This is a genomic window from Pseudorhodobacter aquimaris, assembly GCF_001202025.1.
GTDB lineage: Bacteria > Pseudomonadota > Alphaproteobacteria > Rhodobacterales > Rhodobacteraceae > Pseudorhodobacter > Pseudorhodobacter aquimaris.
The window spans coordinates 109,487-130,444 of sequence record NZ_LGHS01000041.1 but is presented as its reverse complement, the minus strand read 5'-3'; the positions used below and the strand labels follow the sequence as shown (position 1 = coordinate 130,444).

General features: G+C 58.8%; 17 protein-coding genes and 4 pseudogenes. 12 read left to right on the top strand and 9 right to left on the bottom strand.

The genetic code is table 11. The features are described from left to right. Positions 1-2: 2 nt before the first annotated feature. Positions 3-788, bottom strand: a complete 786-nt coding sequence (locus AKU94_RS05880; protein ID WP_050526462.1) for an ABC transporter ATP-binding protein — start codon at positions 786-788, stop codon at positions 3-5. A 5-nt stretch (positions 789-793) separates the two neighbouring features. Next, positions 794-1,915, bottom strand: a complete 1,122-nt coding sequence (locus AKU94_RS05875; RefSeq protein ID WP_050526374.1) for an ABC transporter permease — start codon at positions 1,913-1,915, stop codon at positions 794-796. Positions 1,916-2,045: 130 nt separating this feature from the next. On the opposite strand from AKU94_RS05875, the gene AKU94_RS05870 reads away from it, so the two are divergent. Continuing rightward, complete coding sequence (locus AKU94_RS05870; protein WP_050526373.1) at positions 2,046-3,308, top strand: glutamate-5-semialdehyde dehydrogenase; 1,263 nt, start codon at positions 2,046-2,048, stop codon at positions 3,306-3,308. Positions 3,309-3,656: 348 nt separating this feature from the next. Here the strand turns inward: AKU94_RS05870 and AKU94_RS20280 are convergent. Then, positions 3,657-4,003 (bottom strand): annotated as a pseudogene (locus AKU94_RS20280) (integrase core domain-containing protein); the annotation flags it as partial. A 146-nt stretch (positions 4,004-4,149) separates the two neighbouring features. Here AKU94_RS20280 and AKU94_RS05865 point away from each other — a divergent pair. After that, positions 4,150-4,433 (top strand): annotated as a pseudogene (locus AKU94_RS05865) (IS110 family transposase); the annotation flags it as partial. On the opposite strand, the pseudogene AKU94_RS19605 reads toward AKU94_RS05865, so the two are convergent. The 5 genes and pseudogenes from AKU94_RS19605 to AKU94_RS05850 all read right to left on the bottom strand — a co-directional run. Further along, positions 4,434-5,256: pseudogene (locus AKU94_RS19605) on the bottom strand (IS3 family transposase); the annotation flags it as partial. Between the two features lie 226 nt (positions 5,257-5,482). Then, a pseudogene (locus AKU94_RS20855) lies at positions 5,483-5,684 on the bottom strand (IS3 family transposase); the annotation flags it as partial. A gap of 388 nt (positions 5,685-6,072) precedes the next feature. Next, entirely contained in the window at positions 6,073-7,005 is a 933-nt protein-coding gene (locus AKU94_RS05860) for a BKACE family enzyme (RefSeq protein WP_050526371.1), read from the bottom strand. A 25-nt stretch (positions 7,006-7,030) separates the two neighbouring features. Beyond that, a complete protein-coding gene (locus AKU94_RS05855; RefSeq protein WP_050526370.1) occupies positions 7,031-7,927 on the bottom strand; it encodes a 3-hydroxyacyl-CoA dehydrogenase NAD-binding domain-containing protein in 897 nt (298 codons plus the stop codon). Between the two features lie 16 nt (positions 7,928-7,943). Then, a complete protein-coding gene (locus tag AKU94_RS05850; RefSeq protein ID WP_232295694.1) occupies positions 7,944-8,690 on the bottom strand; it encodes a GntR family transcriptional regulator in 747 nt (248 codons plus the stop codon). Between the two features lie 189 nt (positions 8,691-8,879). Between AKU94_RS05850 and AKU94_RS05845 the strand changes: the two genes are divergently transcribed. From AKU94_RS05845 to AKU94_RS05815, 8 genes are all read left to right on the top strand, one after another. Next, entirely contained in the window at positions 8,880-9,863 is a 984-nt protein-coding gene (locus tag AKU94_RS05845; RefSeq protein WP_050526368.1) for a DctP family TRAP transporter solute-binding subunit, read from the top strand. 72 nt (positions 9,864-9,935) lie between these two features. Continuing rightward, on the top strand, positions 9,936-10,427 hold the full coding sequence (locus AKU94_RS05840) for a TRAP transporter small permease (RefSeq protein ID WP_050526461.1): 492 nt from the start codon (positions 9,936-9,938) through the stop codon (positions 10,425-10,427). A 4-nt stretch (positions 10,428-10,431) separates the two neighbouring features. Then, positions 10,432-11,700: a TRAP transporter large permease gene (locus tag AKU94_RS05835; protein ID WP_050526367.1), complete on the top strand. Its 1,269-nt coding sequence runs from the start codon at positions 10,432-10,434 to the stop codon at positions 11,698-11,700. Between the two features lie 29 nt (positions 11,701-11,729). Then, positions 11,730-12,497: an SDR family oxidoreductase gene (locus tag AKU94_RS05830; RefSeq protein ID WP_050526366.1), complete on the top strand. Its 768-nt coding sequence runs from the start codon at positions 11,730-11,732 to the stop codon at positions 12,495-12,497. Positions 12,498-12,751: 254 nt separating this feature from the next. Beyond that, complete coding sequence (locus AKU94_RS05825; RefSeq protein WP_083444958.1) at positions 12,752-14,332, top strand: glucan biosynthesis protein; 1,581 nt, start codon at positions 12,752-12,754, stop codon at positions 14,330-14,332. Further along, entirely contained in the window at positions 14,329-14,499 is a 171-nt protein-coding gene (locus tag AKU94_RS19600; protein WP_157056435.1) for a hypothetical protein, read from the top strand. The genes AKU94_RS05825 and AKU94_RS19600 overlap by 4 nt, the downstream gene beginning before the upstream one ends. A gap of 13 nt (positions 14,500-14,512) precedes the next feature. Then, a complete protein-coding gene (mdoH, locus tag AKU94_RS05820; RefSeq protein ID WP_050526365.1) occupies positions 14,513-16,294 on the top strand; it encodes a glucans biosynthesis glucosyltransferase MdoH in 1,782 nt (593 codons plus the stop codon). Further along, a complete protein-coding gene (locus tag AKU94_RS05815; protein WP_232295693.1) occupies positions 16,281-17,453 on the top strand; it encodes an OpgC family protein in 1,173 nt (390 codons plus the stop codon). Before mdoH ends, AKU94_RS05815 begins: the two co-directional genes overlap by 14 nt. Here the strand turns inward: AKU94_RS05815 and AKU94_RS05810 are convergent. After that, positions 17,432-18,241 carry an IclR family transcriptional regulator gene (locus AKU94_RS05810; protein ID WP_050526363.1) on the bottom strand — a complete coding sequence of 270 codons (810 nt, stop codon included), beginning with the start codon at positions 18,239-18,241 and terminating at the stop codon, positions 17,432-17,434. The two genes, AKU94_RS05815 and AKU94_RS05810, sit on opposite strands and share 22 nt — an antisense overlap. A 219-nt stretch (positions 18,242-18,460) precedes the next feature. On the opposite strand from AKU94_RS05810, the gene AKU94_RS05805 reads away from it, so the two are divergent. Together AKU94_RS05805 and AKU94_RS05800 are read left to right on the top strand one after the other, a co-directional pair. After that, positions 18,461-19,945: an ABC transporter substrate-binding protein gene (locus AKU94_RS05805; RefSeq protein ID WP_408633672.1), complete on the top strand. Its 1,485-nt coding sequence runs from the start codon at positions 18,461-18,463 to the stop codon at positions 19,943-19,945. Positions 19,946-20,040: 95 nt separating this feature from the next. After that, positions 20,041-20,958 carry an ABC transporter permease gene (locus AKU94_RS05800; protein ID WP_050526362.1) on the top strand — a complete coding sequence of 306 codons (918 nt, stop codon included), beginning with the start codon at positions 20,041-20,043 and terminating at the stop codon, positions 20,956-20,958.

Here is a 20,958-nt window from a genome sequence, read left to right as displayed (position 1 = left end):
GCTTACGGGTCTTTCTTTGCAGGTATGGCGTCACTCGCCGCGCGGGCACGGGGCCCGTGGAAATATTCATGCACCCATGGGTGATCCACGTCGAGCATCTCACGCATGGTGCCGGTGACCAGCACCTTTTTTTCCGCCAATACGGCAATACGGTCGCAGGTGGCGTGCAATGTATCAAGGTCATGGGTCACAAGAAACACCGTCAGCCCCATGGTCTGCGAAAGCTGGCGGATCAGGATGTCGAATGCGGACGCCCCGATCGGGTCCAGCCCGGCTGTCGGCTCATCCAGAAACAGGATCTCGGGGTCCAGCGCCAGCGCACGGGCAAGGCCAGCCCGTTTGCGCATCCCGCCCGACAGCTCGGACGGGAATTTATCGCCCGCAAGGAAGGGCAGGCCGGACAGAGAGATTTTAAGGTCGGCCATCTGGCGGCGTAGATCCGGGTCCAGCCCTTTGACCGCGCGCATCGGCACCTCGACGTTCTCGCGCACATTCAGCGAAGAAAACAGCGCGCCATCCTGAAACATCACACCCCAGCGACGCTCCAGCATCTGGCGCTCATTCTCGGAGGCGGTGCGCACATCGGTACCCAGCACGTCAACCTCACCCGCCTTGGGAATTTGCAGCCCCGCAATGGTACGCAGCAGAACGGATTTTCCGGTGCCCGATCCGCCGACCACGCCCAAAACCTCACCGCGGTAGACATCCAGATCCAGACCGTCATGCACAACATGGCTGCCGAACTGGTTGCGCACCCCGCGCAGGCGGATCACGGTTTCTTTGGGCATATCCGTCATACCCCCACCTGTGCAAAGAAGACCGAAAACACGGCGTCAATCACGATCACGGCAAAAATTGCGGTCACAACTGCGTCCGATGTCTTTTGCCCCAAGCTCTCGGCGTTGCTGCCAACCTGCATCCCTGCGTGACAGCCGACAACTCCGATGATCAGCGCGAAAAACGGCGCCTTGATCATGCCGACGGCCAGATGCCAGATGCCGGTATTCTCGATCAGCCGCGTTCGGAACATCCCCGGTGAGATCCCCAGATCGATCCATGACATCAACGCCCCCCCGATCAACCCCGAGAGATTGGCAATCAACCCAAGGATCGGCAGCATGAACAGCAAGGCCAATATGCGCGGCACAAAAAGGGCTGTGGCCGGATCAATACCCAGCGTACGCATCGCGTCAATTTCCTCGCGCATTTTCATCGACCCGATGGCGGCGGTAAAGGCCGACGCCGTGCGCCCCGCCACGATAATCGCGGTCAGCAAGATCCCCAATTCGCGCAACACCGATACCGCGATCAGATCGACGACAAAGACCTCGGCCCCGAATTGCCGCAGTTGGGTAGAGCCTTGGAACGCCAGCACGACACCGATCAAAAAGGACATCAGCGCCACGATGGGCACGGCTTTCAGGCCGACCTCTTGGCAGTGGTGGACAAGGGCGGTCATTCGAAATTCGCCGGGGTGGCGCAGGCTGCGCGCCAGACGGTGCAGGAAAATCCCGAAATAGCCCAGCAGTTCGGTCGCGAAACTGGCGGATTTTGCAACAGCGCGGCCGATGCCCTCTATCCGGTCAACCAGCGTTTTGGGCTTTTGGTTCTGGCTGTCGGGTTTGGGCAAGGCCTTGCGCACGGTGGCAAGTAGGGTCGCGGCATCCTCGCTGCTGCCCGTTACGGTCAAGGGGGCGCCGTGCGCCTCGGCTGTCACAATGGCCCAGGCGGCACTTGTATCCAGCCGGGTGACGCCAGAAAGATCAAGCGTGACCGGCCCTTGCGCAAGGGCCGCATCCAACCTGTGATGCAGGGGGGTAAGCCCCGCCAAAGAGAAGGAACCGCGCAGGGCAATATGGGTGATGCCATCCTGCGATGTTGTCTCAATCTGATATGTTGGCGCTTCTTCGGTCACAAGGGGCGGTACCTGATGTTTTCACCTTTGCTATCATACCCTTATTTTCGGGGCCATTCCCTTTGTCCCTATGATTGCCAGGGCGGGAAATAAAGTCTATCTCGGTGGCATAAATACATTGGGGGCGGGTATGGATACGCAAAATTCGACGGATATGATGGATGCGATCGGCCGCGCGGCCCGTGCGGCGGCGGCCGAGCTGGCCTTTGCAAGTGCCGAGCGCAAACACGCGGCGCTGATTGGTGCGGCGGATGCGGTTTGGGCGGCGCGCGACGAGATTATCGCGGCCAATGCCAAGGATATGGAGTTCGGGCGCGAAAAGGGGCTGTCGCCTGCGATGCTCGACCGTCTGGCGCTGGATGAGTACCGCATTCGCGGCATCATGGACAGCCTGCGCAGCGTGGCCGAACAGCCCGATCCCGTCGGCCAGGTGATCACCGAATGGGACCGCCCGACGGGGCTGCATATCCAGCGGGTGCGCACGCCTTTGGGGGTTGTCGGGGTGATCTACGAATCCCGCCCGAATGTGACGGCGGATGCGGGGGCGCTATGCCTCAAGGCCGGTAATGCGGTGATTTTGCGCGGTGGCTCCGAGAGCTTTCATTCCTCGGCCGCGATCCATGCCTGTATGGTCAAAGGCGCTGTGCAAGCGGGTCTGCCTGCCGCGGCGATCCAGCTGATCCCGACCCGCGACCGTGATATGGTGGCGCAAATGCTGCGCGCGGTGGACTATATTGATGTGATCGTGCCGCGCGGGGGCAAGGGCCTCGTCGGGCTGGTGCAGCGAGAGGCGCGGGTGCCGGTTTTTGCGCATCTCGAAGGGATCTGTCATATCTATGCCGATGCGGATGCCGATCTGGAAAAGGCGCGGCGCGTGGTGGTGAATGCCAAAACTCGGCGCACCGGAATTTGCGGCGCGGCGGAATGCCTGCTGATCGATCGCGGTTTCTGGGCCAAACACGGCGCGGTTCTGGTGCAGGACCTGCTGGATGCGGGCGTCGAGGTGCGTGGCGAGGGTGAGGTTGCCGATGTCAAAGGCGTGGTTAAGGCCGCCCCCGAGGACTTCGGGCAGGAGTTTTTGGATATGATCATCGCCGCACGCTTGGTTGACGGCGTTGACGGCGCGATTGCCCATATCCGCGAATTCGGCTCCAACCATACCGAGGCGATCCTGACCGAGAATGACACCACCGCAGCCCGCTTTTTCCAGCGGCTTGACAGCGCGATCCTGATGCGCAACGCCTCGACGCAATTCGCGGATGGCGGGGAGTTCGGAATGGGCGGCGAGATCGGCATTGCAACCGGCAAGATGCATGCCCGCGGCCCTGTCGGCGCCGAACAGCTGACCAGCTTCAAGTATCTGGTCACCGGTGATGGCACCTGCCGGGTCTAAAAAAAGGGGCCCGCAAGACCTGAGCCCCCAATTGGCATTGATCCGTCACCAGAATTAGGAAAGCGGGGCATCTGGGGCGTCATCAGGGAACCCAAGCCTGGCCTTTTCGCAGCCTAATTCCAGTCCTTTTCGCTCAATGTATGCTATAATGGAGATAAGGGGCGGCAACGAGATCGCGGAGAAGTTTCGTCGTGATGCAATGCGCATTGCCACGACCACAGGTTTAAGGTGGCCGCCGGTTTTCTGTGATTTGGGTGTTGGCGGGCGCGGTTAATCCAGTGGGTGCAAAAGCAACTGCCCGGCAGATCATTACGACGATCAACAACCTGCCCACCGTTTGTCCCTCAGTCATACCAAGTGGCCTTGGGTTTGGCAGTCGTCGTTTTCGGCTGTGACAAGCGCGCCGGGCGCGTTGCCATCAATTAGCTCAAGCGCCCGACGCGTTTCTGCGGGGGGGTGTTTCCCAGCGATGAATGCGGCCTGACATTGTTGAAATCCTAGCGCCAGAGCGCGGGCGTTCAGCTGGCCTCAGATATGCTGTCGAAGGCCTCTTCGGTGAGGCATTCATCGCGGAAGTTGTCATTGAATGACACGATGTATCCGTTCTGCTGCGGCTTGCCCGGATCAATGTTATGCCACTCGACCTTGTTGTCGTTCGCCCGTTTCATCAGCTTTTCGTTCGTGAACTCCGTTCCATAACACTTCGGAATGATGCTGATTAAAAGGCTATGACCGCCAGTGCAGCCGCCAAATAGCGCCGCAGGTGGTCATAGCCGGGTCTCGGGTCTCTACGTTGGTTGTGCACAAATCACGCCGTAAAGGAGACCGACATTGGCCCAAGATCATTGTTGCACAAGCTGCCCCTGTTTTGGTGGCTATCGACATCGCCAAGGCCCGCCATGAAGTTTTGATCGATATGCCAGATAAGAAACGGCAACGTCGCTTAACCGTTTGGAATGAACTTGCCGACTTCAACCGCCTCGTCACGGTATTGAAGGAATACGGACGCCCGGTTCGTGTAGCTCTTGAGGGCCAAACCATGTGCTTGGCGGCAATTACCAACGTGCCTTGGCGTACCATCCGGCAACTGCTGGCTTTGAGGTAAAGCTGGTGTCCTCAGTGGCTTTTCATGCGATTGCTCACCGCGCCGCCGATCACACGGCGTGAATGCAGATCAAAGATGACAGCCAAGTTCGACATAGGGCCACCATTGGTCTCAGGCCCATGTCGGACGCCAGCCCTCCCGGGTCCACACATAACTGATGTCGCTTGCCCGTTTCTGGTTTGGCCCCGCGGCCATAAAGTCCCTGTCCGGCAGATTGGGCGCAATGTTGACCTTATGATCGCTATCTGTCGTGACCTATGCCGTTCTGACGCATCAAGCGGCCAACGCAACTATGACCGACATTCAGACCAATCTCTTTTCAGCTCTTCGGTCATCCGTGGCCTGCCGTAGCGACCAAGGCTAAGTCGAGACTGTTCCTTGATATGTGCAAATGTGACCAAGTCAGTCCGTTGCCTGCGATTGGCGTGACGGCCGCGCAGGGCCCGCAATCCACGCGATCTGACCTGCGCCACTTGGCACATACGCCGGGTGGAAAACGTAGATTGATGCTCTTTGATGAACCTAAACCTCACGGCTTTTGGATCGCAAAGAACACTGTGGCCTTCGCCGGGAAAACAACCCCCCAGACGGTTTTCTGTCCCTCCTTAGTTTAAAATTTCCCGCTCCTCCTTGAGGATACGGTTCTCGCGCCGAAGTCGGTCATTCCCGTTGGCGCGTTTTAACTCGTCTTTCGACACCTGTGCCTTGATGCGCCATGATCCACTTGTTCAGCGTCGACATGCCAACGCCCAAATCATCTGCCACCTGCTTACGCGTAAGCCCGCTGGCCCGTGCGATCCGCACCGCATCCCGGCGGAATTCGTCCGTCCGTTTCAGTCCTATAGTCAGCCTCCTGTGTTGCAGTAACAAAGGAGCGGCATCGAAATGCGACAGGGCCAGACAATAGGTAAAGCTTCTTTTTGTTCATAATCATGTCAACGCACTCCAGCAGGTCGCCCACGCGCCCCTCTTATGGATACCGCATATAGGCTGCCGGGCAATTGTTAACCGAACCGCAGTCGATTCTTAACAATTTTGTTCATTTCCAGACGGGCCTTGGGGTTATCGGCCGCAGCACCGCGTCCCGCCGTTGCATCAGCGTAGTAAGGGCTTTCTTAAAAGGTCCTTCAGCACACAATTGTCCAGCATGCATTTGCCACTAGGCGCTTCAGTTTCGCGTTGCCATGCTCCAACTGCTTGAGCCGTTTGGCGTCGGGAACATCCATCCCGCCATATTTGGCCTTCGACTTTTAGAACGTCGCAACGCTCAGCGCAGGCTTGGGGCATAGCTTGTCCGTCGAACTCTACTCCTTGAATCCCCCTTCACGGGCCATTGCTGCGCAATGCCCTGCTGATCTCAAGCAAATGAATCGATCCTGTGCCTAACGATTGCGACAAGCTTGTGGCCGCTAAATATTGGCCGTGTTTTTGCAAATAAGAGAATGGCAGAGATCTAGGAGTTTTCTTGATCGCGCAGGTGAATGCCCACCCCTAGCAAAACGGTTCGAATTTCCGGCATCTCCGTCCGGTTTTGGCTCCCAGCGATTTCTGGAGCGATCGCAATCAGAGTTGGCGCGCGATGCGCCAGCTCTGATTGCTCCAGGCTCCGACCAAGCGGAATGTGTCAGGGCAGATCACGCGCCTTCAATTATTCAGGGCTTAGAAACCTACTTCGCTTGCACCCTTCAGGTGAAGGATCTCGCGGGCTTCATCTGGGGTGGCGACCTCGAGGCCCAGACCTTCGATGATCTGGCGGACGGCCTTGACCTGTTGGGCGTTGCTGGTGGCCAGTTTGCCCGGACCGGCCCAAAGCGAATCCTCCAAGCCAACGCGCACATGGCCGCCCATGGCCGCAGACATCGCCGCCGCGTTCAACTGGTTGCGTCCTGCGCCCAGAACCGACCAGCGGTAATTGTCGCCAAAGAGCCGGTCAGCAGTACGCTTCATATGCATCATATCATCGGGATGTGCGCCAATTCCGCCCATCAGACCAAAGACGGTTTGGATGAACAGCGGCCCTTTGACCAACCCCTCATCCATGAAATGCTTGAGGTTATAAAGATGCGCCGTGTCATAGCACTCAAATTCAAACCGCGTGCCATTGGGGCTGAGCGTGGTCAGAATATGTTCGATATCGGCAAAGGTGTTGTGGAACAAAATGCCCTTGTCGCCAAGGTAGTTGCGTTCCCATTCGTGTTTCAGGTCATTGCCGAACCGCTTGAGCATCGGAAAGAGACCAAAGTTCATCGACCCCATGTTCAGTGAGGCCAGCTCTGGCTTCCAGGTGGCGGCGGGGGCGACGCGTTCCTGAATGGACATCGTGGGCGCGCCGCCTGTGGTGATATTAACCACGCAATCGGACCGTTGCTTGATCACCTGCAAGAAGGGGCGAAACCCCTCGGGGGTCTGGTCGGGGCGGCCATCTTTGGGGTCGCGGGCATGAAGGTGGACCACTGCCGCGCCGGCCTCTGCGGCGCCGATTGCGGCCTCGGCGATTTCGCTGGCGCTGACGGGCAGATGCGGCGACATCGACGGGGTGTGGATCGCACCTGTGACGGCACAGGTGATGATGACTTTGTTCTTGGTGGTCATGGTGGATTCTCTCTCCCTAAATCGCTTAATCTTTTAGAAACCGCGCAAGTGCGGCCAGTTTTGCATCCCGTGCCCTTGTGCGTTCGGGCACCTCCTCGGGGGGGGGCATTGCGGCGGCCACGCGTTTTGCGGCCGCTTCGGTAAAGGCCTCGCCGCGGGCCGCACTATCGCTTAGCCGCGCCATGGTGGGGCCGTAGCGGTCCAGATAATCCGTGACCCCACCGGGGGCATTCAGGTTGATCGTGGCCATCGGCCCCAGCAATGTCCAACGGCGGCCAAGCCCGTGACAGATGGTATCGTCAAGACCCTCAGGCGTGACGATGCCCTGCTCGATCAAGGACAAAGACTCCGCCAGCAGCACCGCTTGCAGACGGTTCAGAACAAAGCCGTCGATCTCGCGGCTAAGGCGGACGGGCACCTGCGAAACGGCCCGCATCAAGGCCTCGGCGCGATCCATGACCTCGGGGGCGGTGTCCTGGCTCGGGCAAAGCTCCACCACCGGCACCACATGGGGCGGGTTGACAGGATGGGCAACCAGAATACGGTGACGGCCCACCAGCCCCTTGGCAAAGCTAGAGGCGACGAGGGCCGAGCTTGACGAGGCAAGGATTGCATCGGGCGGGGCCAGCCGGTCAAGATCGGCGTAGATCTGACGTTTGATCTCAAGCTTTTCAGGGCCGTTTTCCTGAACCCATTCGACGCCCTCAACCGCCGACGCCATATCGTCGCAGATGGTGACATTGTCCAATGCGGCCGGATCATCGCCGCTCAGGGTGCAAGTCTCGGCCAAGGTTTGCCGCAGGGTGGCGCGCACCTCGGGTGAGGGGTCCCATAGGCGCACCTGACATCCGGCCCGCGCAAAGACCACGGCCCAGGCCCGGCCGATCAACCCGCTTCCGATGACGGCAACATTTCTTGACATGTGAATTCCTTTTCCCTCAGGCAGTATGGCTTTGCGGTGTTTTCCAGCCGTGAACAGTTTGCTGCAAATCATTGGCCGCATCGGTGATGTCGCGGACAATGGCCGCGCGCAGCGCATCGGCATTACCTGCGCGCAGGGCATCCAAAGCCCAGCGGTGGCTGTCCATCGAGCGGTCAAAATGCAGCGGTTTGGTGACGGCCAGACGGATCAACGGGCCGACCCGCACCCACATCGCCTCTATCAGCGACAACAGCACGGGCCGCCCGGCGGCATGGTAGATCAGCGAATGAAACCGCCAGTTGTTTTCAAGATACATATCGACATCGCCGCTATCAGACGCGCGCTGCATCAAGTCATAGGCATTGGTGATAAGCCGCATCTGCGGGGGGATGTCTTGGTTGACGGCCTGTGCGGCGGCGAACCCTTCGAGATTGACGCGGATATCGCGGATGTCGGTCAGCTCTGCCTCTGTGGGGATGGGGACCCGCAACACGCGGTTGCCGCCAAACACCTCCAGCGCGCCATCACTTTGCAATTGACGCAAGGCCTCGCGGACGGGGGTGACGCTGGTGCCAAGCACATGGGCCGCTTTGCGCAGGCTGATTTCCTCACCGGGGCGGAAATATCCGCTCATCAAGGCCTCACGCAATGCAGCATAGATCAGCGACTGTGCCGTTACACCTTCTTGCAGGGTCAGCGGGCGCATCCGTGACCAGCCATCGGTCTCATGGTCGTGGGTCGGGTATGTGTTTCTTTCGGACAACTGTGATCTCACAATGTTAGGCACCTTCTAATTTTGTAGATAGTTTTCGCTACCTGTCAACGCAAATCAGTTAAAAAATTAGGTTGACTGAAACTAGTTTCAGGTTTTAACGTAAGGTGTGATCACGGTTTATACTGTGTCTGATCGTTCAATGGGGGCAATCATCGATTGTCTAGGAGAGGAAAAAATATGCGTAACTTTACTTTTGCCGTCGCCGCGACCGCGGCGCTGGGGCTGATGACAAGCGCGGCTTACGCGCAGGCGACCCGCACATTTGACGTCAGCCTGCCACTGGGGCCGAAGTCGCATCACGCGGCCGGGATCCTCAAGTTCGGTGAGGAGCTGGAGCGTCTGTCGGAAGGCCGGATGACGATCCGCCCGCATTACGACAACGCCTTAGGTGCCGAGCGTGAGGTGGTCGAAGGCATGGGCTTTGGCCTGATCGATATGGGGATCAGCTCTACCGGGCCGATGGGCGGCTTTGTCGATGACTATATGCTCTTTGATCTGCCCTATATCTTTACCAGCCCCGAGCATGTTTACGGCTTTCTCGACAGCGAGCATGGCGACGCCTTGGCGCAAAAACTGGAAGAGACCATCGGGGTCAAGACCCTTGGCTGGATGGAAAACGGTTTCCGTCACAACACCAACAACGTCCGCCCGCTGAACACGCCCGAGGATCTGGAGGGCATCCGTCACCGCACACAAGAAAGCCGCGTGCAGGTGGATACCTGGACGGCCTTGGGGGCAAATGCTTCGCCGATGGCCTGGACCGAGGTGTTCACCGCCCTTCAGCAGGGCGTTATGGACAGTCAGGAAAACCCGATCCCGACGATCTACGACGTGAAATTCTATGAGATCCAGAAATACCTGAACCTGACCGGCCATGTCTATTCACCAGCTCCCTTCATGATGGGGGCGCAGCTGTTCAATTCGCTCTCAGAGGTGGATCAGGCGATCATCATGGAAGCGGCTGCCATTGCCGTTCCGTTTCAGCGCGAGGCCTCGCAGCGCATGGAATCGGATTTGATCACCGAACTGGAAACTCTTGGCATGACGGTGACGCGGCCTGATCTGGAAGCCTTCCGCGCCAAGGTGGTTCCTGTGATCGAGGAGTGGAAATCGGTCGTCGGCGCCGATCTGGTCGATAGCGCGATCAACTTCAAGCCATAATCGGCCTGATATTGCGACGGGTCCGGCGGTTTCGGCGGGCCCGTTGTTCCACGAATTAGGGGGGAGATGGCGATGCAGTTCGTTTTGCGAAATGTGATCCGCGGTGTTGATCGTGTGAACTGGCTTTGCGGGTGGCTCTTGGCGCTCTTGTTGCTGGTGATGACTGTGCTGATCAGCTGGCAGGTTTTTGCGCGCTATGTGATGGGCGACTCGCTGACATTCTCGGAAGAGGTCGCGCGGTTTTCCATGGTCTGGATGACAATGCTGGGCGCGGGCTATGCCTATCGGCAGGGGTCCCTGATTTCGGTAGAGCTGCTCTCTGATATAGGGGGGGCGCGTTTCGCCAATCTGTTGCGGCTTTGCGTGGCGGCGCTCTCTTGCGTCTTTGCCTGGGTTTTGTTGACCCAAGGGTGGAATATCACCGGGCGGGTGGTGTCGCAAACCGCGCCCAGTACGCGGGTCTCTATGGCCTGGCTTTACGGGGCCATGCCTGCGGGGGCGGCGCTGATTATGCTCAATGCTCTGGCGATTCTTCTCGACGCCTTTATCAAGAAGGAGGATTAAGCCCATGATTGCATTGCTTTTTGGCCTTTTGCTTTTGCTTTTGCTGGTCGGCGTTCCGGTGACTTTCTCGCTGGGGCTGGCCGCGATTGTGACCATCTGGCAGGGAGAGATCATGCCGATGTTGATCGTCCCGCAAGAGATGATCCGCTCTATCAATTCCTTTCCGCTTTTGGCGATCCCCTTCTTTATCCTTGCGGGCAACCTGATGCAGCAGGGCGGTATTTCACACCGGCTGGTTGAGTTCTCGCGCACGCTTGTCGGCGGGATGAATGGCGGCTTGGCGATGGTGGCCATCGTTACATCGGCATTTTTCGCGGCGATCTCGGGGTCGGGGGCGGCGACCACGGCGGCGGTCGGGGCGATCCTGATCCCGGCGATGATCGCGCAGGGCTATAACGGCGCCTATGCGGCGGCCAATCAGGCGGCCTCGGGGGCTTTGGGGGTGATTATTCCGCCCAGTATCCCGCTGATCCTCTATGCGATCTCGGCCAATCAATCGGTCGGCGATATGTTTGCTGCGGGGTTCATGCCCGGCTTTGTCGTGGTTGGTGCTTTGATGGCCTATGCCTATTTCCACGCGGTGCGGCACCCCGCCGGGCGTGATAGCTCTGCCACTCTGGGGGAGGTGTTTCGCGCCGGACGCAAGGCGATCCTTGCGCTTTTGATGCCGGGGCTGATCCTTGGCGGGATCTATGGCGGGATCGTCACCCCGACCGAGGCGGCGGTGATCGCGGTGGTCTATTCCTTCCTCATTGGCGTGGTGGTTTACCGTGAGCTGCCCTTGCGTGCGATCCCGGCCATCCTGCGCGATTCCGCCGTTACATCGGCCGTGGTGGTCAGCATTATTGCGACCGCAGGGCTTTACGGGCGTATCATCCTGTCACTGCAGATCCCGACGATCATCTCGGATTTCGTTGTGGGGGCGATCGACAGCGCGTGGCTGTTCATCATCCTCGCCAACATCCTGTTGCTCTTCGTGGGGATGTTCCTTGAGGCGGCGGCGGCGATCCTGATCTTCACACCAATCCTGCTGCCCATTGCGCTCAACTTCGGGTTCCATCCGGTGCATTTCGGGATCATCATGGTGGTCAATCTTGCCATGGGGATGTTCACGCCGCCCGTGGGGCTGAACCTGTTCATCGCCTCGCAAATTTCGCGCATCTCGATTGCACGCCTGTCGCGGGCGGTGCTGCCCTTTGTCGGGCTTATCATGCTGGTCTTGATGGTCATCAGCTTTGTGCCGTGGCTGTCATTGGCGCCGACGGGCCGCTAAGGCCGTAATTCTTAGGAAGGACTGAATAAATGGATCTTTTTCTTGAAGGTGCCCGGGTTATCGTCACTGCCGGCGCCGGGGGCATCGGGCGCGCCATCGTCGAGGCTTTCCTTGCTGCGGGGGCCAGGGTCGCGACCTGTGATATCGACGCGGCCGGGCTTGCCTCTTTGCCCGAGGGGGTTTGGCATCGGCAGGTGGATGTCAGCAAATTCGCGGATCTGGCAGGGTTCATCGATGCCGCCGCCGAGGCGCTTGGCGGTGTCGACTGCCTGATCAACAACGCAGGCAGCGCGGGGCCAACCGGGCGGATCGAGGAGCTTGAGATCGGCGCGGTGGAGCAATGCCTCGCGCTTTGCCTGACCAGCCAGTTTGTGACCATCGGCCGCGCCGTGCCGCATCTGCGCCAAAGCGATAACCCCTCGATTGTGAATATCTCTTCGCTTGCGGGGCGCTTGGGGTTCAAGCTGCGCAGCCCCTATGCGGCGGCCAAATGGGGGGTGATCGGCCTGACCAAATCCATGGCGATAGAGCTGGGGCCAGACCGTATCCGCGTCAATGCCCTTCTGCCCGGTCTTGTCGCGGGCGCGCGCCAGCAAAAGGTGCTGGAGGCACGGGCAGAGGCGCGCGGGATCTCCTTTAAGCAGGCCGAGACCGAGGCGTTTTCCTTCACTTCCATCGCCGATTATGTGACGCCCGAACAAATCGCCGATCAGGTGGTTTTCCTCGCCAGCGCCCGCAGCAAGACCGTTTCGGGGCAGGCAATTTCGGTTTGCGGGGATACGGGCATGTTGGGGTGACCGGACCAACACGGCGTGATCCCTGTGCTGTGGCGTCGGCGGGCGCAGGAGTTTAACGGCAGGGGCACGGGAATATAGTCATCGCATCCAAGTCAGGCGAAACCGGCAGTCTTTTGCCACCCAAGAGCGAAAGATTGCCATTTGAAAAAAGATGCCCATTGAACCTTTCCAAAATTGGTCCTTATTAGCGCTATCAGCTTTGCGATCTTTGGGGGTTTTGCGTGGAAAAAACAGATAAGTTTCGGGGCCTTGCCATGACGGGCAGGGCAATCGGCCGACGGCATTTCCTGACGTCCCTGTCGGCCTCGGTCGCAGCCTCTGCACTTTTCTCAACAAATACAGTGTTCGCACAGCAAACAGAGGCCGCGTCGGCCCCGGAATTCAGCTTTGACGGCCTCACAGAGCGGATGCGCCTGCACAGCAAAGAGCCCTACCGCAAGCCGCAACCGGTCGAGGGATTCGTCGCAGATCTCGATTATGACGGCTATCAGATGATTCGATATCGTCGTGATCGGACACGCTGGGAAGAGGAGGGCCAGATTTTTGGCCTGCAAGCCTTTCACCTCGGCTGGTTGTTCGAAGAACCGGTGGCGATCCATGAGGTCGTTGAGGGGCGTGAGGTCACGCTGGGGTTTTCCACGGCGGATTTCGAATACGGTAAGGGTATCACCCAAGATATCCCTGAAAACGCCCCCATGCCCGGTGTGGCAGGGTTCCGGCTTTTGTCGCCGCTCAACCGTGTGAACCGTTTTGATGAATTGATTGCCTTTCTGGGTGCCAGCTATTTCCGCGCGCTTGGCCACGCCAACGTCTACGGGTTGAGCGCGCGTGGCTTGGCGGTCAACACCGGCCATTCCGAAGGCGAGGAATTCCCGCGATTTTCCGAATTCTGGCTGGAGCGCCCCGCATTGGGCGCGGATGCAGTGGTGGTCTATGCCGCGCTGAACAGCCCTTCGGTGACGGGGGCGTACCGTTTTGTGATCCGTCCAGGCGATACCACGGTGGTTGATGTCACCGCGCGGCTGTTTTTACGCAAGGATATCGCCCAGCTTGGCATTGCACCGATCACCTCGATGTTTCTGTTTGGCGGCAGCGATCCTGATGAGCAGGACGATTTCCGCGCGGCCGTCCATGACAGCGAGGCCCTGATCCTGAACACCCGCAACGATGAGACCTTTTACCGCCCCCTGAACAACCCGCCGCGGCTGTCCAATTCATATTTTGGTGCGCAAAACCCAAGCTCTTTCGGGTTGGTCCAACGCAGCCGCCGCTTCGACGACTACCTCGACGCCGAGGCGCATTATGAAAAGCGCCCCTCCTTGATGGTAGAGCCGCTTGGCGACTGGGGGAGCGGCACCATGCGGCTGGTTGAAATCCCCTCGCAGCTTGAGGGTAACGATAACATCGTAGCCTTCTGGGTGCCCGAGGGCGATATGCGCGCCGGGCGTGAGTTGGAGGTGACCTATCGTCTGCACTGGGGCATGAACCCGCCGGGTGATGCCCATGCCGCGCGCGCCCGCATCCTGCGGACCCGTGTGGGCGAGGGCGGTGTTGCGGGCGTAGAGGAAAAAAACGGTCGGCGGAAATTCGTCGTGGATTTCGCGGGTGGTTTTTTGCGGGAACTATCTGGCGATGCCGACGTTATTCCCCAAGTAAGCGCAACCAAAGGCACCGTAACACAGGTGGTCCTGAGCCAGATCAGCGGCACGCAAACCTGGCGGCTGGTCATCGAGGTTGAGGCCGCAGCCGGTGCCGTCGTAGAGCTTAAGGCCAGCCTGTCAGGCTATGGGCGCGTTTTGTCCGAAACCTGGTTATATCAGTGGATGAGAAAATGAACGTGGATCAAAAAAACGATTGCGAAGACCCTTTTTATGAAACCACCCGCCAGTGGGAACCGCCGATGGCGCCCTTGGCGATGCCACGGCAGGTGCTTGAACAGCCGACAGGCAAAAGCCTGATCGAGCAACTTGCGATGCTCATCTTCCCGCGTGAGCCTGTCTGAAAGGGGCTGAAGATTGTCCCACAGACCACCCCCGCCAAGCCAGACCCGCGCCCTGAGAACCGGGGCCTTGGCCTTTGCCCTGACCACGGCCTTGACCGCAACCGTATTGCTGGTGGAGGCTGCGGCACAGGACGGGCTGGACGCATGGGATATCGCGCGAGCGGTTCTGATATTGGTGACGACTGCTTGGCTGGCATGGGGGGCGGCCCTTGCGCTGGTTGGATTGCCCGGCCGCCGCCAACCCCCCGGCACGGTTGAGTTACTTGCGCCCGTGCCGAAAACCGTCGTCCTGATCCCGATTTATAACGAAGACCCGACCGCCACTTTTGCGCGGGTTGCCGCCATGCACCGCTCTAGCATTGCGGCGGGGCTGACGCTTGATATTGCGGTGCTCTCTGACACTCAGGACATGGATGCCGCAGAACAAGAACGCATCGCCTTTGCCCGTCTTACGGCGCAAACCGCTGGCGGCGGGCGGCTGTTTTATCGGCGGCGGACGGATAATCAGGGCCGCAAGGCTGGTAATATCGAGGATTTCATTCGGAAGTCCGGCGGGGCCTATGAATTTGCGGTAATCCTTGATGCCGATAGCTTGATGGAGGGGGACACCCTGCGCATTTTGATCGCGCGCATGCAGGCCGATCCCAGTCTTGGCCTGCTTCAGACCTTGCCGCAGATCATCGGGGCGCACTCATTCTTCGGGCGTTCGATGCAGTTTTCCTCGGGGTTCTACAGCCCGGTTTTCACGCGCGGTCTTGCCCGCTTGCAAGGCGCTACCGGCCCGTTCTGGGGGCATAATGCGATTGTGCGGGTCCGTGCCTTTGCCGCAAGCTGCGCTATGCCAGAGCTGTCGGGCGCTCCGCCCTTTGGAGGGCACATCCTGAGCCATGATTATGTCGAAGCCGCCCTATTGGCGCGCGCGGGCTGGACGGTTCAGGTCGATGAAACCATCGGTGGATCCTATGAGGGTGGGCCGGAAAATATCATTTCTTATGCCAAACGCGACCGGCGCTGGTGCCAGGGAAACCTGCAACATATCCGCCTGCTGTTCGCGCCGGGCCTGAAGGGCTGGAGCAGGTTCGTGTTCTTGCAAGGCATCTTTGCCTATCTGGTATCGGTGCTTTGGGCGGCCTTTCTAATCGCGTCGGTTCTGGCGACGATGATGGCGCATGAGCCTGACTATTTTCCCCAACCCCATCAGCTTTTCCCGGTTTTCCCGAGCGACCGCACCAAGCAGATAACGGCGCTGGCCGTTGGCATTGGCGGGTTGTTGATTGTGCCGAAACTCTCGGTCCTGATCGGCGCGATTTTTTCGGACCGTGTGGCCGGTTTCGGAGGGGCACTTAAAGCCACCAAATCAGTGGTCTCCGAGATTTTGCTCAGCTCGCTGCTTGCGCCTTTGATGCTGATGTATCAGACCCGCGCGGTGGCGCAGGTTTTCGCCCGCAGGGACGGGGGCTGGCCTGCCAGTTCGCGCGCCGAGGGGGCGATTGTGCTGGCGTCAGCCTTGCGCGACGGGGCGTGGATCGCCATGACCGGCGCAATCAGCCTGATCGCTGTGGCCTTGCTGGCCCCCAAGCTCAGCCTGTGGCTGTTGCCGGTGTGCCTGCCCATGCTTTGCGCGCCGTTCTTGATTGCATGGACCTCGCGCCCCTTGACCCATACCCTGTTCACGGTTCCGCAAGAATGCCGTCCCCCTGCCATCGTGGCCGCCTATGAGGCGCAATTGGCAGATTGGTCGGCAGATCAGGATCCGTCCCGAGAAAGCGATAGCCATCTCAATGTCACAGCCTAGCACCGCGGTTCCGCGCAGCCGCGACCCGCGCATCGATGCCTTTCGCGGGTTGGCGCTCATCATGATTTTCATCGATCATGTGCCCGGCAACCCCTATGAGCGTTTCACAATCCGCAATATCGGTTTTTCCGATGCCGCCGAGGCGTTTTTTGTCATGTCGGGGGTGGCCGCAGGGCTTGCCTATAGCGCACGGTTTTTGCCGCAGAACGTCGCGCAAAAGGGGCTTTGGCATGGGGTCGCGCCGGTTTGGAATCGGGCTTGGGTGCTCTATCTGGTGCAGATTTTCCTGACCGCCTGGGCGATTGCGATCTATTCCGGCGGGGCGCAGCTTTTTGATGTTCCGGCGTTGCTTACGCAGATCAATCTGCGGCAGGTTTACGAGAATACGCAAGCGGCCCTGATCGGCATTCCGGTGCTGACGCATCAGCTTGGCTATGTGAATATTCTGCCCGCCTATATGGTGCTTTTGGCGCTCACGCCCTTTGCGATCATGGTGGGGTTGCGCCGCCCTTGGATTTTGGCGGCGGCCTCTGTGCTGTTGTGGTTTTGTGCGGGGCTGTGGCGGTGGAACCTGCCGAATTTTCCAAATCCGGGGGGGTGGTTCTTTAACCCCTTGGCTTGGCAATTGGTCTTTGTCTGCGGGCTGTTGACGGGCCTGTCTTTGGGCCGCAAAGAGCGGTTCATTCCGAAATCTCGCCTGTTGTTCGGGCTGTGTTTGGGTTTCCTGATTCTGGTCTTTGCGTGGCGCCATGTGCCGGGCGTTGGCCCCTATCTGAACCATCAGATGGCCCGTTTGGGGGCGGCGGGCGCACCATTCCATCTTGTGTCGCATGACAAGACCTTTTTGGCGCTGCCGCGTTTGTTGCATTGTCTGGCGCTGGTCTATGTGCTGTCCTGCTCGCTTTGGGTTTTTCGGGCAACGGCCAGTGGTCCGGGCGCGCCTTTGCGGCTTTTGGGGCGCAACGGGCTTTTGGTCTTTGCGGCGGGTACGCTTCTGGCGCTGGTGTTCAATGTGATCTTAAAAGCGACGGGTGGCGCGATGCCCTATCCCGTCCTGCTGCCGCCCTTGGGGATACTGGTAATGCTGGCGGTTGCATGGATATCCGAATCCGCAAGCGCCAAAAAACAGCGCATTGCCTATGCTTTGAGCCCTATGTGATGGGGGGCGGATGTCCTTTCATGGGACGGGGGGATGGCATTGGCTGTGTCGTGCAACCATGGAAGGATTTCGGCGCGGATACGGTCATCATTCCAGTGGTGGGACGATACCGAACAATGCACGGCAGACCATGCCCGGCCATCGGGGCCGCGAATAGCACAGGCAATACCGACCTCGTTCAAAATCAACTGATCGTGGGAAATGGAATGGCCGATTTGTGCGGCTCTGTCGATTTCTTCGGCGATGGTGGCGCGGTCCATGGTCGTTTGGGGGGTGTAGCGTTCCAGCGGCCAGGTCTCGATGGCTGCGGCACGCTCTTGCGGTGGAAAGGTTGCAAGAATGGCTTGACCGGCAGAGGTGCAAAGCGCGGGCACGGTCCGGCCGGGCAGGGTTGCAGCAAAGGTCGTGCGGGTGCCGGGCAGGCGGTTGGTATAAATTATTTTTTGCCCCGAGAGCTGGGCCAGATTGACCGTCTCGCCCAGCCGTTGCGACAGGTCTATGAGCTTGGGCATAGCGCGGGCGATCAGCGGATCGGACCAGTAATAGGCATATGCCAGCCGCAACCAGCCGTGCGACGGGCTGTAGCGCCGTGTCGTGGGGTCTTTGTCCAGCATCCCTTCAAGATGCAGCGTATGCGCAAGCCGCTGCACCGCGCTTTTGTCCAGCCCTGTGATGGCAGATAATTCGGTTAGGGACAAATCTGTATGGGTTTCGTCAAAAGCCCGCAAAATGCGCAGTCCTTTTGCAAGGGTTCCAACAAAAAGGGTGTTTTGCTTAATTTTTGTCATTTTGTCCCGCGAGATTAATTTTTCAGCCGGTTTCCGTGATTTGGTCTTGATTTTTGTCAAGGGCGAAGGCCAGAATAATCATATGGCGATTTAAGTTATTACTATATGATAACTTGGCGCGCGCAAACGAAATATTTTTCAAACTCGCAGACCGCCTGCGGTAAGGAAGGAAACCAGATGAAAGCTGCTTATTTGAAGACGACAGCTCTTGCTCTCGCCATGTCTGTTGCAACCTCCGGGGTGGCCCTGGCGGATAAGGCGAATGACACGTTGCGTGTTGCCTATACCAAAGAGCTTGAAAACGTTGACAGCTATTTCAACTCTTCGCGCGAAGGCGTCGTCATGCAGCGCGCGGTCTGGGACGGGCTGATCTACCGTGATCCGATCACAAATGAATACAAGGGCAACCTTGCGACAAGCTGGGAATGGATTGACGACAAGACGCTGGAGCTGACGCTGCGTGAGGGTGTCACCTTTCACAATGGCGATGCCTTCAGTGCCGATGATGTTGTCGCAACCGTCAATTTTGTTGCCAAAGAAGAGAACGGCGCAAAGACACAGCGCAATGTGAACTGGATGGAATCGGCCGAGAAGGTCGATGATTTCACCGTTCGCATCAAAACCAAAGAGGTCTTTCCGGCCGCGATCGAATTCCTCTCCGGTCCTGTATCGATTTATCCGGCCGAATATTACGCCGAGGTTGGCCCGTCGGGCATGGGGCTCGCACCTGTTGGCACCGGCCCTTATAAGGTGGTCGAAGTGGTCCCCGGCCAGAAATTTGTGTTGGAAAAGAACGAAAACTATCATGACAGCCCCAAAGGCCAGCCCTCGATCGGCCGGATTGAGATCCGCACGATCCCCGATGTGAACACCCAGATCGCAGAGCTGTTTTCCGGCTCGCTTGATCTGATTTGGCAAGTGCCTGCGGATCAGGCCGAAAAGCTGGCGGCGATGGGCGATCAATTCGTGGTCTCGAACGAATCCACGATGCGCGTGGGCTATCTGTCCATGGATGCGGCGGGCCGTTCCAGCATGGACCCGAACCCGTTTCAGGACATCAAAGTGCGTCAAGCCGTCAACTATGCCATCGACCGCAATGCGATTGTCGACAACCTGTTGAAGGGCGAATCCAAGGTCGTCTGGACGCCCTGTTTCCCCAGCCAGTTCGGTTGCGACCAGAATGTGACGACCTATCCCTATGACCCGGCCAAAGCCAAGGAACTTCTGGCCGAGGCGGGATATCCCAACGGGTTTGAAACCCCGTTCTATGCGTATCGTGACCGCGATTATGCCGAGGCAATTTCCAGCTATCTGAACGCGGTCGGCATCAAGACCGATTTCAAGATGCTTCAATATTCCGCCCTGCGTGAGCTGAACATGAAAGGTGATGTACCTTTGTCGTTCCAGACATGGGGCAGCTATTCGATTAATGACGCATCGGCCATGGTCAGCCAGTTCTTCAAGCATGGCAGCCTGGATTCCACGCGCGATGATCAAGTGCTGGAATGGCTTGATGTGGCCGACCAGTCCAATGTGCCGGAAACGCGGCTTGAATATTACACCAAGGCCCTGACCCGCATCGCGGATGAGGCCTATTGGGCGCCGATGTTCAGCTATAACACCAACTATGTGACCAGCCCCGAGGTGGATTACACACCAACGGCGGATGAGGTTCTGCGCTTTACAACCATGCGCTGGAACTAAGGTCTGGAGTCGGGCCCGAAGTGTCTGTGCGGCGTTTCGGGCCCTTTTCTTTTCAACGAAAGCCCTCGCAAAATCCGGCAAGGAGACAGCAAACAATGCTGCCATTCATACTCAAGCGGCTTGGCCTCGCGGCCCTTGTGGCCTTTACGGTTAGCTTCATCAGCTTTTCACTTCTGTTCTTGTCGGGTGATCCGGCCGCAGCTCTTGCGGGTGAAACCGCCAGTGGCGAAGATATCGAGGCGATCCGCCGTCTCTACGGTTTTGACCGGCCCATGCTGGTGCAATACGGCGAGTGGCTGTTTCAGGCCCTGCGCGGCGATTTCGGCGAGAGCTATTATTTCAAACTTCCGGTTGCCAGCCTAATTGCCGACCGATTGTCGGTGACGATGACCCTGGGCGTTTGCGGGATCACTTTTGCCTTGCTGACCGCAGTGCCTTTGGGCGTGGTTGCGGCGATCCGGCCCAATTCGATCATTGACCGTATCGCATTGTTTCTCTCTGTTGCGGGGCAGGCGATGCCGAGCTTCTGGTTCGGTCTGATCCTGATCGTTCTGTTCGGGATCAAGCTGCGGTGGCTGCCGCCCTCGGGGGCGTCGACATGGCAGCATTTCATCATGCCGACAATCGTTCTGGGCTATTACGCGATGCCTGCGATCATGCGCCTGACGCGTGCGGGGATGCTGGAGGTGTTGAACTCCGACTACATCCGCACCGCGCGTGCCAAGGGGGCGGGCGAGGGGCGTGTCTTGTTCAAACATGCGCTGCGCAATGCGATCATCCCGGTGGTCAGCCTTGCCGCGGTTCAGATGGGCTTCATGCTGGGCGGCTCTATCGTGGTTGAATCCGTCTTTGCGCTGCATGGGGCGGGCTATCTGGCGTGGGAAAGCATCGCGCGCAACGACCTTCCGACCGTGCAGGCGCTGATTCTGATTTTCTCTATGTTCTACATCATTTTCACCTTTCTGGCCGACGTGTTGAACGCATGGCTTGACCCCCGCATGAGGAGTTCCTGA